15 protein-coding genes are annotated in these 15,492 nt (G+C 25.7%); 9 read left to right on the top strand and 6 right to left on the bottom strand.

The annotated features are described in order from the left end of the window. Positions 1-47: 47 nt before the first annotated feature. The 9 genes from gltX to AFAEC_RS10960 all read left to right on the top strand — a co-directional run bounded on the left by gltX (position 48) and on the right by AFAEC_RS10960 (position 9,941). Entirely contained in the window at positions 48-1,457 is a 1,410-nt protein-coding gene (gene gltX / locus AFAEC_RS11000) for a glutamate--tRNA ligase (protein ID WP_026804883.1), read from the top strand. Between the two features lie 52 nt (positions 1,458-1,509). Continuing rightward, a complete protein-coding gene (locus AFAEC_RS10995; protein ID WP_026804884.1) occupies positions 1,510-1,791 on the top strand; it encodes an RNA recognition motif domain-containing protein in 282 nt (93 codons plus the stop codon). 33 nt (positions 1,792-1,824) lie between these two features. Then, positions 1,825-2,484 (top strand): response regulator transcription factor, encoded by a 660-nt coding sequence (locus AFAEC_RS10990; protein WP_026804885.1) that lies wholly within the window; start codon positions 1,825-1,827, stop codon positions 2,482-2,484. After that, on the top strand, positions 2,462-3,613 hold the full coding sequence (locus AFAEC_RS10985; protein WP_148294533.1) for a sensor histidine kinase: 1,152 nt from the start codon (positions 2,462-2,464) through the stop codon (positions 3,611-3,613). Before AFAEC_RS10990 ends, AFAEC_RS10985 begins: the two co-directional genes overlap by 23 nt. A 66-nt stretch (positions 3,614-3,679) precedes the next feature. Further along, on the top strand, positions 3,680-4,063 hold the full coding sequence (locus AFAEC_RS10980) for a FixH family protein (protein WP_026804887.1): 384 nt from the start codon (positions 3,680-3,682) through the stop codon (positions 4,061-4,063). Continuing rightward, positions 4,063-5,253: a TolC family protein gene (locus AFAEC_RS10975; protein WP_026804888.1), complete on the top strand. Its 1,191-nt coding sequence runs from the start codon at positions 4,063-4,065 to the stop codon at positions 5,251-5,253. The genes AFAEC_RS10980 and AFAEC_RS10975 overlap by 1 nt, the downstream gene beginning before the upstream one ends. Beyond that, on the top strand, positions 5,250-6,227 hold the full coding sequence (locus AFAEC_RS10970; protein ID WP_026804889.1) for an efflux RND transporter periplasmic adaptor subunit: 978 nt from the start codon (positions 5,250-5,252) through the stop codon (positions 6,225-6,227). The genes AFAEC_RS10975 and AFAEC_RS10970 overlap by 4 nt, the downstream gene beginning before the upstream one ends. Before the next feature lie 3 nt (positions 6,228-6,230). Beyond that, complete coding sequence (locus tag AFAEC_RS10965; protein ID WP_026804890.1) at positions 6,231-9,320, top strand: efflux RND transporter permease subunit; 3,090 nt, start codon at positions 6,231-6,233, stop codon at positions 9,318-9,320. Between the two features lie 57 nt (positions 9,321-9,377). Next, positions 9,378-9,941: a YceI family protein gene (locus AFAEC_RS10960; protein ID WP_026804891.1), complete on the top strand. Its 564-nt coding sequence runs from the start codon at positions 9,378-9,380 to the stop codon at positions 9,939-9,941. Positions 9,942-10,027: 86 nt separating this feature from the next. Here AFAEC_RS10960 and AFAEC_RS10955 read toward each other — a convergent pair whose 3' ends face one another. The 6 genes from AFAEC_RS10955 to AFAEC_RS10930 form a co-directional block, all read right to left on the bottom strand. Beyond that, positions 10,028-10,504, bottom strand: coding sequence for a phosphatidylglycerophosphatase A family protein (locus tag AFAEC_RS10955; RefSeq protein ID WP_026804892.1), 477 nt, complete (start codon positions 10,502-10,504; stop codon positions 10,028-10,030). Further along, positions 10,504-11,394: a DNA-binding transcriptional response regulator gene (locus tag AFAEC_RS10950; protein WP_026804893.1), complete on the bottom strand. Its 891-nt coding sequence runs from the start codon at positions 11,392-11,394 to the stop codon at positions 10,504-10,506. The genes AFAEC_RS10955 and AFAEC_RS10950 overlap by 1 nt, the downstream gene beginning before the upstream one ends. Next, positions 11,391-12,515: a bifunctional 2-C-methyl-D-erythritol 4-phosphate cytidylyltransferase/2-C-methyl-D-erythritol 2,4-cyclodiphosphate synthase gene (locus AFAEC_RS10945; protein ID WP_026804894.1), complete on the bottom strand. Its 1,125-nt coding sequence runs from the start codon at positions 12,513-12,515 to the stop codon at positions 11,391-11,393. Before AFAEC_RS10945 ends, AFAEC_RS10950 begins: the two co-directional genes overlap by 4 nt. 57 nt (positions 12,516-12,572) lie before the next feature. Beyond that, positions 12,573-13,394: an HDOD domain-containing protein gene (locus tag AFAEC_RS10940; protein WP_026804895.1), complete on the bottom strand. Its 822-nt coding sequence runs from the start codon at positions 13,392-13,394 to the stop codon at positions 12,573-12,575. Positions 13,395-13,402: 8 nt separating this feature from the next. Next, a complete protein-coding gene (locus tag AFAEC_RS10935; protein ID WP_026804896.1) occupies positions 13,403-14,872 on the bottom strand; it encodes a hypothetical protein in 1,470 nt (489 codons plus the stop codon). A 263-nt stretch (positions 14,873-15,135) separates the two neighbouring features. Next, positions 15,136-15,354 (bottom strand): hypothetical protein, encoded by a 219-nt coding sequence (locus AFAEC_RS10930; protein ID WP_026804897.1) that lies wholly within the window; start codon positions 15,352-15,354, stop codon positions 15,136-15,138. Between the last annotated feature and the right edge of the window lie 138 nt (positions 15,355-15,492).

Here is a 15,492-nt window from a genome sequence, read left to right as displayed (position 1 = left end):
GGAATAGGATTTTATATTTATAATAAAAAAGATGAGGAGAAATAAAGATGGTTGTAACAAGATTTGCCCCAAGTCCAACGGGATATTTACATATTGGTGGTTTAAGAACTTCATTATATAGCTATTTATGGGCAAGAAAAAATGGTGGAGTTTTTAGACTTAGAATTGAAGATACAGATTTACAAAGAAATAGCCAAGAGGCTTTAAATGCTATTATTGAAGCTTTTAATTGGGTAGGTTTATCTTATGATGGAGAAGTTGAATATCAATCAAAAAGAACAGAAATTTATAAAGAGTATATAAATAAGTTACTTGAAAGTGGTAATGCTTATAAATGTTATATGAGTAAAGATGAACTTGATACTCTAAGAGCAAAACAAGAAGCAGCAAAACAAACACCAAGATATGATGAGACTTGGAGACCAGAAGAGGGAAAAACTCTTCCAGAAATTCCACAAGGAGTTGAACCAGTTATTAGAATAAAAGCTCCAAAAACAGGAGAAATTAGATTTCTTGATGGTGTAAAAGGTGATATGAAATTTGATTCATCTTTTGTAGATGATTTTGTAATTGCAAGAAGTAATGGAATGCCAACATATAATTTTGTTGTAACTATTGATGATATGTTAATGCAAATGACAGATGTAATAAGAGGAGATGACCATTTATCGAATACTCCAAAACAGATAGTTATTTATAATGCCTTAGGCGTAAAGCATCCAAATTTCTATCATGTTCCTATGATAAATAATCCAGAAGGTAAAAAACTATCAAAAAGAGATGGTGCAATGGATGTTATGGAGTATAAAAGACAGGGATATTTACCTGAAGCTTTACTAAATTTTTTAGTAAGACTTGGTTGGTCAAATAAAGATCAAGAGATATTTTCAATGCAAGAGATGTTAGAGCTTTTTGACCCAAAAAATATAAATAAATCAGCATCAGCTTATAATGCAGAGAAACTTTTATGGCTAAATAGTGAATATATAAAAAATGCTTCGAATGAGAGATTAATTGAAGAGTTGAAGTTTTTTGAGTTAGATTTAAGCAATTATTCTAAAAAGAATGAGATTTTAAATCTTTCAAAACAAAGAGCAAATACACTTTTAGAGTTAAAAAAATCAATTCTTGATATAAAAGATGAACCACAAGAGTTTGAAGAAGCTGGAGTTAAAAAGTTTGTAAAAGAGGATACAAATGCTATTTTAAGTGAGTATTTGGTACTTTTAGAAAATAATAGAGATAGTTTTGTATCTGTTATTGAGCTTGAAAATCTTACAAAACCATTTATTGAAGCAAAGGGTTTAAAATTTCCTCAACTATTCCAACCAATAAGAATAGCATTAACAGGTGGAACACAAGCACCATCGGTTTATGACATACTTTTTATCTTAGGATTTGATGAGATAAAATCAAGAATTTTAAAAGCTTTAGAAAAAAATTTTAAAAACTCTTGATTTCAAAAAAATATTAAGGCATAATGTCTCACTTTTTCAAAGGATAAAAAATATGAATATTTACGTAGGTAATTTATCGTACAAAATGAACGATAAAGAGTTAGAAGCAACTTTTGCTAAATTTGGTGCAGTTAAAAGTGCAAAAGTTATTATGGATAAAGAAACAGGAAGATCAAAAGGTTTTGCATTTGTTGAAATGGAAGATTCTGCTGCTGGAAATGCTGCAATTGAAGCTTTAAATGGAAATGCTTGTGAAGGTAGAACTTTAAGAGTTAATGAAGCTAAACCAAAAGAAGATAAACCAAGAGAAAATAGACCAAGAAGAAACTTCTAAGAACTATTAGGGGCAAAGCCCCACTCTTAATATATGAAAATCTTACTTCTTGAAGATGATTTAATACTAAATGAAATTTTAGAAGAACACTTAAAAGAACAAAATTACCAAGTTTTTACAACTTTTTCTTCAGATGAAGCTGAAAAATATCTATATTCCCAAAATTTTGATTTACTACTTTTAGATGTAAATGTACCAAATTTAAATGGCTTTGATTTACTAAAAGAGTTAAGAAAAAATAGCATAAAAACCCCAGCAATATTTATAACTTCTCTAAATATGATAGAAGATATGCAAAAAGGTTTTGATAGTGGATGCGATGATTATATTAGAAAACCTTTTGAGCTAAAAGAGCTAGATTTACGAATCAATAATATAAAAAGGCTTTTTAATATAGATTTAAAAGAGAGTATAGAAATAGCAGATAATATAGTTTTAGATATGAAAAATCAAAGCATTAAAAAAGATGATAAAATCTATAATTTAGCAAAAAAAGAGTTTGAAGTATTGATATATTTGTATAATAATAGAGTAAAAATAGTAAGTATAGATGAGTTAATAAATAATATTTGGAGCTATGAAGATAGCATTGAAGCTAGTACAATTAGAACATATATTAAAAATATTAGAAAAATTCTTGGTGAAGATATTATTTTAAACATAAGAGGAGTTGGCTATAAATTTAACTTCTAGTGAAAAAAAGAGTTTTTTTAGTTTTTTAGCTCTTTATTTAGGTTCTTCATTTATTCTAATGTCAATTTCTCTATTTTTTTACTATCAAAATGAGAAAATATTATATATAGATTTAGTGAAATCAAATATGCAAAATATTGTTTCAAAAGCTTCAAATGAGATAATTGTATCCCATATGACAGATGGTATTTTTGATAAAAATAGATATCTAAATAATCAAGATTATAAAATAGCTTTTTATGATAAGGATAAAAGATTACTATTTGGGAATTTAGAAGAGAATTTTAGTTTTGAACATAATTTTTATTATGATGAAGATAAATTACTTATTCTTGATAGTTCGACAGTTGGTCATTTAGGAGTTTGGTATATAGTATTAAAAGATAATAGTTTAAAAGAGAAGATATCAAAATTAAAGTTTAATATTGTAGCTATATTTTTAATTTTTTACTCAATTATTGCTCTTGTTGGTTGGTATTTAGCAAAGCTATTTCTAAAACCAATAAAAGAGGAAAGAGAGAAACTGAATAATTTTATAAAAGATACAACTCATGAATTAAATACTCCCATAAGTGCTTTAATTATGTCAAGTGATGGTGAAAATCTAACTAAGAAACAGCTTGAAAGAATCAAATTTAGTGCAAAAAGAGTAAGTGAAATTTATAAAGATTTGACCTATATATTTTTAGAAAATATTGAGAAAAAAAGTATTGAAAAGATTGATTTATCAGAAATTATAAAAGATGAAATTTGTCATTTTGAACCTATGTGTGCTAGGAAAAAACTAAATATAAGTTTGGATTTACAAGAATTTAATTATTTGATAAATAAAGATGATTTTATAAGACTTTTTAATAATCTCTTTTCAAATGCAATAAAATACAACAAAATAGATGGAAAGATAGAGATAGTTTTAAAAAATAGAGAGCTTATCATAAAAGATAGTGGTATAGGAATACCTAAAGATAAGATAAAAGATATTTTCAATAGATATTATCGGGCTACAAATCAAAGTGGTGGTTTTGGCTTGGGACTAAATATTGTAAATATGATATGTAAAACTTATAATATAAAAATAGAAGTTGACTCTTTTGAAGATAAAGGAACAACTTTTAAACTAATTTTTTAGAAATTCTCCACACAAACTCCACAAAACTTTAGATAGATTTTCATATATCAACATAAAAGGATGAATATGAGAAATCTATTTAAAGTATTTATAACACTATTTTTAACAGCTACTTTTTTAAATGCAAACTCTTTAAAAGAGAAGTTTGAAGTAGATGGTTATAGTGTTGAACTTACAAGTAAAAGAGATTTAAGTGCTGGTTCAAATGAATTTTTTGCAAAAATTACTAAGGATGGAAAAGAGGTAAATGATGCTCAACTAAGAGCAAAATTCTTTATGCCAGAGATGCCAGGAATGCCTTATATGGAACATGAGGGAGTTGGAAGTCTTGAAGCAAATCAATATAGATTTGTAATAAACTTTTGTATGGATGGAACTTGGCAATATCATCTTAGATTTAAAACAGTAGATGAAAAAGTTCACTCTATTAAAAGTAGTGTAAGTTTCTAATGAAAAGGGTAGTTTTTACTTCAATCTTAGTTTTAAATTCTTTGTTTGCTATTTCGATTGATAATATAGTTTCAAAGAGTTTGGAAAATAACTTTGATATAAAAAGCCTTGAGAACTCAATTTCTATTGCTAATTATCAAATAAAACAAGCAAAAAATTGGCAAAACCCAATGGTCAGTTTCAAGGCAAATTATATCCCACTAAATAAAAACTACCTAAGTGAACAAAAGGAGTATGGTATTGAACTATCTCAAGTTATTCCTATTGGAAAAAAACTTGAACTTGAAGAGAGTATTGCAAAAAAAGATAAATTTATTCAAGAACATACTTTAGAAGATAAAAAGCTAGAGTTTGAATCAAAGATTTATTTATATTCTTATACTCTTTTAATTTTAGAAAATAGATTAAAACTTTTACAAGAGTATCAAAAGAATTTAAATCACTTAGAAGAGCTTTATACAAAGTTATATACATATGATAAAGCATCTTTAAATGAGATATTAAATACACAGATTTCGAAATTTGATTTACAAATACAACTAAATGAGATAAAAACAACTAAAGAGAATTTATATCTAAATTTAGAGATCTTAAGTTATGAAAAGATTGATAAAATCAATGAAAGTTTAGAGTTAAAAAAAATTGATAGAAAAAAAATTGAAGAGAGTTTACAAACTCATCCAAAAATAAAAACTTTACAGACAACTACTCAGAAATATAAAGATACAGCACAACTTGAAGAGGCAAAAAAATTCTCTGAAATAACTTTGGCTTTAGAGTATATGCAAAATAAAGAGCAAGATTATGCAAATGTTACAGTTTCACTTCCTTTACCAATATATAAAACAGAAAATATTAATAAATTAAAAGCGAATTTAAATGCAAATGAGACAAATCATAGAGAAGAGAGTCAAATACATAATTTAAAACTTCAAGCGAATATATATTTAAATAATTTAGAGCAGTATAAAACGAATTATAAGATCATTCAAGAGCAGATAATACCATTAAAACAAAAAGTTCAAAAAAGTTTAGAGGAGTTTATCGGAGTTGATAAAGTAGGTTTTCAAGAGATTTTAACAAATTTAAATGAGCTTATAGATTTTGAATTAAAAGCTAGTGAACAATTAGCAAAATATTTTGAAAATTATAGTGAACTTATATATTACTCAAACAAAGGTGTAAAATGAGAAAGATATTTCTAGGTCTATTTATAGTAGCTTTAACTCTTAATTCAAATCCAATAGATGCTAAACAACTATTTAATATAGAGAGAGTAAAGGTAAAAAAAGAGAGTTTCAATGAATCAAAAGAGTTTTATGGAATCACAAAATTAAATGAGAGTGGAACATTAGATATTGTAAGTAGATTTGATGGATATATTACATATTTAAATGCAAATAAAAATTATATGAATATAAAAAAAGGTGAGGCTCTTTATACAATTTATTCAAGCGATATAGCAACAATTAAAAATGAGATTGAAATAGCAAAAGAGTTAAATCAAAATTTATACCAAAAGGCAAATAGTAAACTAACAAATTTTGATATACAAAATGCAAAGTTTATAAATAATGAAGTAGTAATAAACTCTCCAATTTCTGGAATAATCACACAAAAAAATGTAAATAATAAAAGTTTTGTAGAGAAAGGAAAAACTCTTTTTCAAATCTCTAGTTTAGAAGATATTTGGTTTATAGCCTCTATTTATCAAGAGGATTTAAAATTTATAAAAGCAAATATGAGTGCAAAAATCAAGATAGATGGTTTTGATGAAACAATTTTATCAAAGGTTGATTTTATCTATCCCGTTTTTAATGAGAATAAAACTATTGAGGTAAGGTTTGTATTAGAGAACTCAAAAAATAAAATTTTACCAACAATGTTTGGAAAGGTAAGAATAGAGCAAAGTAGTAAAGAGATTTTGAGTTTACCTTCATCAGCTGTAATAAAAAAAGAGAGTAATTACTATGTCTTTATCCCAAAAGAAAATGGAGAATTTACTCCTAAAAAAATAGAAGCAATAAGAGTCTTGGGTGATAAATATGAGATTATCTCAGGTCTAAATGAAAATGATGAAGTTATAAATAACTCTCTGTTTTTATATGATGCAGATGCTATGACAAATCGATTGTTTGATATAAAATCTAGTGATGAGTGGTAGCAAATGGTTGAAAGAATTATAGATTTTAGTGTAAAAAATCGTTTTATTGTAGTTTTTATCACATTTTTATTAGCCTTTTCTTCTATTTGGGCTATAAAAAATACAAGTCTTGATGCCATTCCTGATTTATCTGCAAATCAAGTAATAATAGAAGTTGAATGGGCAAATCAAAGTGCAAAAACTATTGAAGAGCAAATTTCATATCCACTTATCTCAAATCTTATGAGCCTTCCAAAGATAGATACTATTAGAGCTATGAGTAGCTTTTCATCATCTATGATATATATTATATTTAAAGATGGTGTTGATTTATATGAGGCAAGAAGTAGGATTCTAGAACAACTTTCAACTTTGCAAGGTACATTCCCTTCTTTAGCAAAAGTAAAACTAGGTCCAGATGCTTCAGGAGTTGGTTGGGCTTATGAATATGCTTTAAAGTCAAAAAATAGAAGTCTTGATGAACTTAGAACTCTGCAAGATTACTTTTTTAAGTTTGCCCTTTTAGGAGTTGATGGGGTTAGTGAAGTAGCAACTATAGGTGGATTTGTAAGAAACTATGAGATAACACTAAACCAAGATAAAATTGTAAAGTATGATTTAAGTATAGATGAGATTAAAAATGCTCTTACTATGAACAATAATGATAGTGGAGCTAGAGTTATACTTGAAAATGGTTATGAAAGAATAATAAGTGCAAGAGCTTATTTAAAATCAAAAAAAGATATTGAAAATATTACAATAAAAACTTTAAATAATATCCCATTAAAAATAAAAGATATAGCAACTGTAAATATCACTTCTCTTGATAGAAGAGGAGTTGCAGAGTTAAATGGAGAGGGTGAAACTGTTGGTGGAATAGTTGTTACAAGGTATGGTGTAGATGTTCATAGTGTTATAAAAAATGTTAAAACTAAACTTGAAACTTTAAAAATAGATGATGTAGAAATTGTTGAGGTTTATGATAGAACATCTTTAATTGATGCCGCGATTGATACCTTAAAACGAACACTTATAGAAGAGTCGATTATTGTTATGTTGATAGTTGCCCTATTTTTGTTTCATTTTAGAAGTGCTTTAATTATAATTATAACTCTTCCAATTACAGTTATGATTAGTTTTTTACTTATGAAACTTTTTGGTATTGGTTCAAATATTATGAGTTTAGGTGGAATTGCAATAGCCATAGGAGCAATGGTTGATGCAACTATTGTAATGGTAGAAAATGCACATAAACATCTACAGGGAAAAGAAAATATTACAAAAGATCAAAGAATAGAGATAATTTTATCTTCAGCAAAACAAGTTGGTCGCCCTATTTTCTTTGCCCTACTTTTAGTTGTAGTCTCTTTTTTACCTATTTTTGCTTTAAGTGGTCAAGAGGGCAAACTATTCTCTCCACTTGCTTTTACAAAAACATTTGCAATGCTTGGAGGTGCTATTTTATCAATTACTCTAGTCCCAATTTTAATGATATATTTTATAAAAGGTAAAATTATAAGTGAAGATAAAAATATTTTAAATAGATTTTTTATAAGAATTTATTCCCCTCTTCTAAAATTAAGCTTGAAATTAAAATATTTAGTGGTTACCGTTTTTTTTATAGCTTTAATCTTTGGTTTTTATTTATACTCAAAACAAAAGTGGGAGTTTATGCCAACATTGAATGAAGCAACTTTTATGTATATGCCGGTAACTCCTTATGGAATAGGAGTTGATTTGGCAAAAGAGTTAGCACAAAAAACAAATATGGTTATAAAATCTTTTCCAGAAGTAGAAAACTCTTTTGCTAAAGCTGGAAGAGCTATTACTGCAACAGACCCTGCACCACTTGCAATGTTAGAAACAATCATAACTTTTAAACCACAATATGAGTGGAGAGAAGGAATGACATATAAAAAACTAATTGATGAGATGGATAAAAAACTTCAAGTAAAAGGGCTTATAAATAGTTGGACTTATCCAATTAAAGGGCGAATTGATATGCTCTTGACAGGTATTAGAACACCACTTGGAATAAAATTATATGGAAATAATCTACAAATTTTACAAGAAGAGAGTTCTAAAATAGAGAGTATTCTAAAAAATCATGAAGGAACTATGAGTGTAAGTGCCGATAAGATAAATCAAGGGTATTATTTAAATATAAAAATAGATGAAGAGGCAATAAGTAGATACAGTATAAATAAAAATTCTATTTTAGAGACTCTTGCTCTTGGTGTTGGAGCAGAACAATTAAGTTTATTTTTGGATAATTTAGAAAGATATCCAATAAGTTTAAGATATGAAGCTCATCAAAGAGAAGATATAAAAGCTTTAGAAAATCTTCAAATTAAGACAGATTTAGGATTTAAACCTCTAAAAACCTTTGGAACTTTAAGTTATGAAGAGAGTCCATCAATAATCCAATCTGAAAAAGCATTAAAAGTAGCATATATTTATATAAGTCCCAAAAGTGATTACTCTGTAAAAGAGTATAAAGATAAAGCCAATGAACTTTTACAAGAGATTAAGTTGCCATCTGGTTACTATTTTGAGTGGTCAGGGCAAAGTGAGTTTTTAGAGCATGCTATGGATAAATTAGAGATGATTATTCCAATAGTTTTGATGTTTATTTTTATTTTAATATATTTAGCTTTAAAAAATATGACATATACTTTAATAATATTTTTTACTCTCCCTTTTGCAATAACAGGTGGAATTTTTTATTTAGATTTTTTGGGATTTAATATCTCTATTGCTGTTATTGTAGGATTTCTAGCACTTCTTGGAATTGCTGCTGAAACTTCTATAGTTATGCTTTTATATCTTGATGTTTCACTAAAAGAGTTGAAAAATAGAAATGCTAATTTTTCAATAAATGAGTTAAAAGATGCAATTTATCAAGGAGCTGTTTTAAGACTTCGTCCAAAGCTTATGACACTTTTTGCAATATTTGGAGGCTTAATTCCGATTATGTATATTAGCTCTATTGGAAGTGAAGTTATGCAAAGAGTTGCTGCTCCTATGATTGGAGGAATGATAAGCTCAACATTTTTAACTCTTTTTATAATACCAACTATTTTTTATTTGGTTGTGAAGAGAAAAAATGATTAATTTAGCATTAACTCTATAATTATAATATTAAGAACAAATTAATTTAAAGGGGTAAATATGAATATGATTTCAAAAATTACAAGTGCAATGATTTTAACAGGAGGTTTACTAATGGCAACAGAATATAAAGTAGATAATGCTCACACAAATATTGGTTTCACTGTAAAACATATGATGATTACAAATGTTCATGGAAAATTTACATCTTATGATGCGATAATAGATTTTGATGAAAGCACAAAAACTTTTAAAAAACTTGTTGCAAATATTGATACAAAATCTATTGATACTGGAATAACAGATAGAGATAATCACTTAAGAAGTGATGATTTCTTTGCTAGTGAAAAGTTTCCAAAAATGACTTTTGAAATGACTTCATATAAAGCAGATGGAGATGAAGGAAAAATTAGTGGTAACCTTACAATTAGAGGTATTACAAAACCAGTTACTTTAGATGTTGAGGATATTTCTGTTTTAGGAAGTAAAGTTGGTTTTTCTCTTGAAGGAAAAATCAATAGACAAGATTTTGATTTAAAATGGAACAAAGCTATTGAACTTGGTGGTGTAGCAGTTGCAAATGAAGTAAAAATTAAAGTTGATATTGAAGCAGCAAAAAAATAATATCTAATAAATAGGGGTTAAAAAGCCCCTATTAACTACAAAATAATTAATATTAAATGTTTTTATATCAATAAAAAGTATGTTCATTAAAGAAAGAATTTCTCTATAAGTTGCCAACTTCCTGCTGTACAAATCCCTGCAAAGATTCCTGCAACTACATCATCTCCCATTACTCCTAAACCACCTTTTACATCTCTATCAATTCTTCCAATAATTGAAGGTTTATAGATATCAAAAAGTCTAAAGAAAATAAATGCTAGTGGAGCAGTTATAAAAATATTTTCACTATTTAATCCACAAATTGAAAGAGCTATCCACATACCAGCAAGTTCATCTATTACAATTTCACTACTATCATGGATACCAAGTTCTTTTTCATAAATATCTATTTGTTTAGTAGCTATAACAGTAACTAAAAGTGCCAATAAAAATAGAGTTGAAGTGTGTACAAACTCTAATAAAAAAAGTCCCAAAATAAGAGCTACAAAACTTCCAACAGTCCCAGGTGCTTTTGGGCTAAGTCCACTAAATCCAACAGTTAGGAAAAATCTTCTAAAACTCATTATTTTTTCTTCTCTATTTCAAGTTTTTTTCTCTTTTCCCAAAGAGATTTTCTTGAAATCCCTAATTTTTTTGATAATTCAGTATCTGGATATTTATTTTGATAAGTGGTTACCATAAGTTTTACATAATCATTTATTGACATAATTTGAGTATTATCTAATATTTTTTTATCATTATTAAAAACAATTTTTCTATAAGGGAAATCATCTTCTATTTCAAGGGTCGAAATTACACAATTCTTATCTGCTATTTGTTTGATTAATTGATCTTTTATATTTCTTTTTAGAGTATGAAAATCTGTAAGATAAATTATCGTTTTTTCATTCAAACTTGCTAAGTTTTTTTGCCAAGAATTTGAACTTAAAGAGATAAAAGTTATAGGTAAATCAAGTTTGTTTGATAATTCAAAAACAAGTTTATCAGAGTAACTTTGAGAATTTGTTTCTATTAAAATTGGAAAAGATAAAGGAATAGTAACATCACTTGTATCAATATCATTCATTGTAAAATTAAAATACTCTCTTAATACTGTAAGTTCTCTTCTCATACTTCTACAATCTTTATAGTGATAAATTTTTCGTACTAATTCATCCATTAAAAAAGGTTTCATAATATAATCTTTTGCTCCTAGTTTAATAGGTTCTGTTACTGTTTCATCAGAAATATATGATACTAAAAGTAGAATAATAGAGTTTGAAGCATATTTTTTAATAACGGCTTTATATATTAGTGATGGTAAAGATGTTGAAATTAAAACAGTATCATAATCTTTTGTTAAATTCTCAATATTTATACTCTCTACATAATCACAACTATGTCCATCATCAAGTAATCTTGAAACAATCTTTTGTGCTAAATAAATTTCATTTTCAATTATAAGTATATTCATTTTTCCATCCAATTATAATATTTTAAATTTGCAATAGTTTGTACAGCAACGCCCTCTTCTCTTCCTATAAACCCAAGTTTTTCAGCTGTTGTTGCTTTTATATTTATAAACTGTTTTGAAAGATTTAAAAGTTTTGAAAGATTATTTTTAATCTCTTGCTTATAAGGGTTTATTTTTGGTTTTTGGGCAATTATTGTTAGATCGATATTTACAATCTCATATCCAACGCTATAAACAAAATTAACAATTCTCTCTAAAAGTATTTTCGAGTCAATCCCTTTATAAGTATCGTCTGTGTCAGGAAAAAACTCTCCAATATCTCCTGCACCAATTGCTCCTAAAAGAGCATCAATTAAAGAGTGAATTAAAACATCACCATCACTATGTGCTTTAAAACCGTAATTATAAGGTAATTTTATTCCACCTAAAAACATCTCTTTTTGTTCTTCAAAAGCATGAATATCAAAACCAATTCCAGTAAAGAAATCTTTTGATGGTTCTTTTAAACAAGGTATTTGCCCAATATCATCTATAAATGTTAATTTTTTACTTGAAATATCACCTTTTATATAAAAAATACTTCCATTAATATTTTTTATTGCACTACTTTCATCTGTAAACTCAATATTTGTATCTAAGGCATTAATTAAAACTTTTGTATCTGATAGTTGAGGAGTTTGAATAAGTTTAACTTCGTCTCTATTTATAGTATTTTTTTCAAAAATAACTGTATCATTTATATCTAAAATAGGAACTATACAAGAAGCTTTTTCTTTATTTGTTAAGAGTTCCTCAACAGTAGTTTGTGGAATACAAGCCCTTGCCACATCACTTATCATTACATATTTAGTTTTTACAACTTTTAAAGCATTTTTTATTGATTCTTGTCTAGTGTTTCCACCTTCAATATAGATATAATCATCATTAAAGTTTTGCATATAGTTTAATTCATCTTTATGTGAAACAACAATAGTTTGAAAGAAATTAGAAAAAGAGTTAAGCTTATTTGTAACATTTAACCATAGTGGTTCATTTTTGACTCTTAACCACTGTTTTTTGCATGATTTGTCAAATCTACTTGAATTCCCAGCACATAATACTATTAAAGTAACATCTAGCAATTTTATTCCTTTGAGTAAAAAAGTTACAAAGTTTAGCTAATTGTTACTTAATAGAACTTAAGAATTGCTAAATATAGAAGATTTTATTGATTCTATAGAGTTTAGAAATTTATCAACATCAAAATTATAAAGTACTACTTTATTTAATGCTTTCTCAATACTTTCATCACTAAGTGGATATCTAATATCACATAAGATTTTTATAATTTGAAGAATCTGAGCTTTTGTTTTAAAAGCATTTGGACAATCATTTATATTTGATGTAAATGCTATGGGGAAAATTATATTATGGCTTAAATCCCATTTTTTAAATATGTTTGCAGTAATTCTAGCACATGAGTAACCAATAAAACTCTCTTCTATTAAAGTAATCTCTTTTGTTTCTTCAATCTCTTTTAAAAAATCTTCAGTTCTTTTCTCTTCTTGAATAACTGTAGATATAATAAATTTCCCAACTTCTTGTAAAAATGCTGGAAGAAGAAGTTCCTCTTTTAATTCATTATCTATTTTTTCTACCCAAATATTTACTATATTACTAGCAAGTGAACTAATAAATAAAAAATCATCAATTGTTGCTGCATAAGCTAAAAGGTTTGCTTTTAAAGTTTGTGTAATACTAGAGCCAATTGCAATAGAAACTACAAACTTTGTACCCAAAAGGTTTATAGCTCTACTTAAAGTATCAATTTTTGATCTAAATCCAAACATACTAGAGTTTGCAATTTTTAGAATATTAGCAACAATTAAAGGATCTTTTTGAAGAATACGCATCAATTTTTGTGTATCAATACTATCCTCTTTTTTAAATTCGTTAAGTTCTATTATATGTGTTGGAAGTTCTGGAAGATTATTTAATTCTTTTATTAATTGTTTTTTCATTATATTTCCTAAAATATTAAATCATCATTAAGATAGTAGTTTGCACTACTTTTTTTTGATTCTATGAATAATTTATTTAGTTTATCTTGAATAAAAATCTTACTAAATCTAAAAATTGTATTAAATATCTCTTCATTTGATTTAATATATAAGAATATTGCACTATTTTTTGAATCTATTTTATAAATAAAACTTTCAAGTTCATATTTATTTATAAAATCTTTTGAATTATCTATAAATTCAATTTCTGCTATATAAAAGAATAATTGTTTATTTAAAAGCTCTTTTATAAAATTTATATTTTGTTCTTTTGGTAGATTCTTTTCTAGAAAATTATCAGCAACTATATCTAACTTATTTGAAAGTTTATAAAAGTAGTTTTTAATAAAGTTATTTTCAATCTCATCGGGTAAGATATTAAGATATTTTATAATAGATAAATTTTGATTACTATATCTATTTTCTATTATAGAAAAATTATTAATCAATAAACATATTGTATAAAGTTTCTCTATTTTTTCAGTTTTTATTCTATATTTTGAAAATATTGTTGATATATTTAAATAAATTTTTGTCAATATAGAGTGAAGATGAATATTTGAATTGTTTTGCATAGAGTAATTAGCTATTTTTTCTAATAATAAAAAATCATCATCTTTTAATATATCTTTATTTTTTACTTTTGTTATATATAAATCTAAGATGGCTAATTTAAAAAACTCTTGATAACCATTTTTTATAGGTACAGATTCTGAAAGAAAAGATGCTATATGAGTATATTTAAACTCTTCTACATTCGAAGCAAAATATAAAATTCTATATATAGGTTCAAGGTTCATATTATTAAAGTTTTTGTCATTTAAAAGAAAATCTTCTAAAATATATTTATAATTTTGTTTTTTATCAAAAGATAGATTTGAGTCATAGCTAAAAATAAGAGAGTTTAGTAAATCATTTTTTATAACCTCAATATTCTTAGGAATTAAAGTATTTCCAGTAATTGAAAATCTTTTATAAAATGTTGAGATAATTTTTCTAAAGAAAGGGTTGTTTGTATATGATAAATCATCTAGTGCATCAAGTTTTTTGAGTAATTTTAATATAAAAATAGCTGAATAGTTTTTAAATAATAGAAATTCTGTTTCATAATCAAACTCTTTTTTATAGCCAAAGTTATTATTTCTTGCTAATGTAAAACCATCATCTTGTCTATTAAAATATAATAAAAAATTTATAAAAGTACTATCTAAATCTTTTCGATTAAGTTCTATATTTTCAAGATGAGAGAAAATATATAAATATCTTCCTAAAAGATTATTAATTCTACTTAATTGAATATTGTTTAAAAGAATAGTATATTTTATAACATTAACACTTTCTGTTATAAGTTCCATAATATTATGAATTAGACGATGGTTATTTAAAATATCTATTGAATTAATAATTGATAATTGAAAAAGAGTTTTTAATAAAATCATATATGTATCAAATGTAATATTAAATAGTTTTTCATTATTCTTAAATAGATCTTGTAACCGATTCTCATAAAATCTAAAAAGCCTAGAAATTGCTTCTAAATCATAATGATGATATAGGTCTAAAATATTTTCATTTGAACCAATGGAAGAAATAGAAGTTAAAATATTTATATCTTTTAAAAGATGATTACTATCGTCTATTATTAAATTTGATAGTTTCTTTTCAAGGTAACTATTAATATCTTGTTTTAGTGTGATATTATTTAGAAATAGATTTTGTAAATAATTCCCTCCTTTTGAAGACTTAAAGCATAATTTATAATATATAGATGGTTTCTATCTTTTGGACCAACTAATTCGTTTGCATCTTTTAAGATGTTATATTTTTCAATTATATTTGAAATTTCATAAATATGACTTTTCTCTTCTATTTCTTCTTTTGAGAAGAATGAGAAATTATTTTGTTGATTACTTATTGGCAAATTGTATCCTAAATGTATAAATAGAACTATTATATCCAAATTTTACTTGTATGATAAATAACTATATATTGCTTTAATTATTATTATAATATGATTGTAAAATAACAAAATTTTTATTTAAGACAAAAATTATCCTAT

Source organism: Aliarcobacter faecis, assembly GCF_013201705.1.
Classification (GTDB): Bacteria; Campylobacterota; Campylobacteria; order Campylobacterales; family Arcobacteraceae; genus Aliarcobacter; species Aliarcobacter faecis.
The sequence above is the reverse complement of the archived record's forward strand: the minus strand, read 5'-3'. Positions and strand labels throughout refer to the sequence as shown.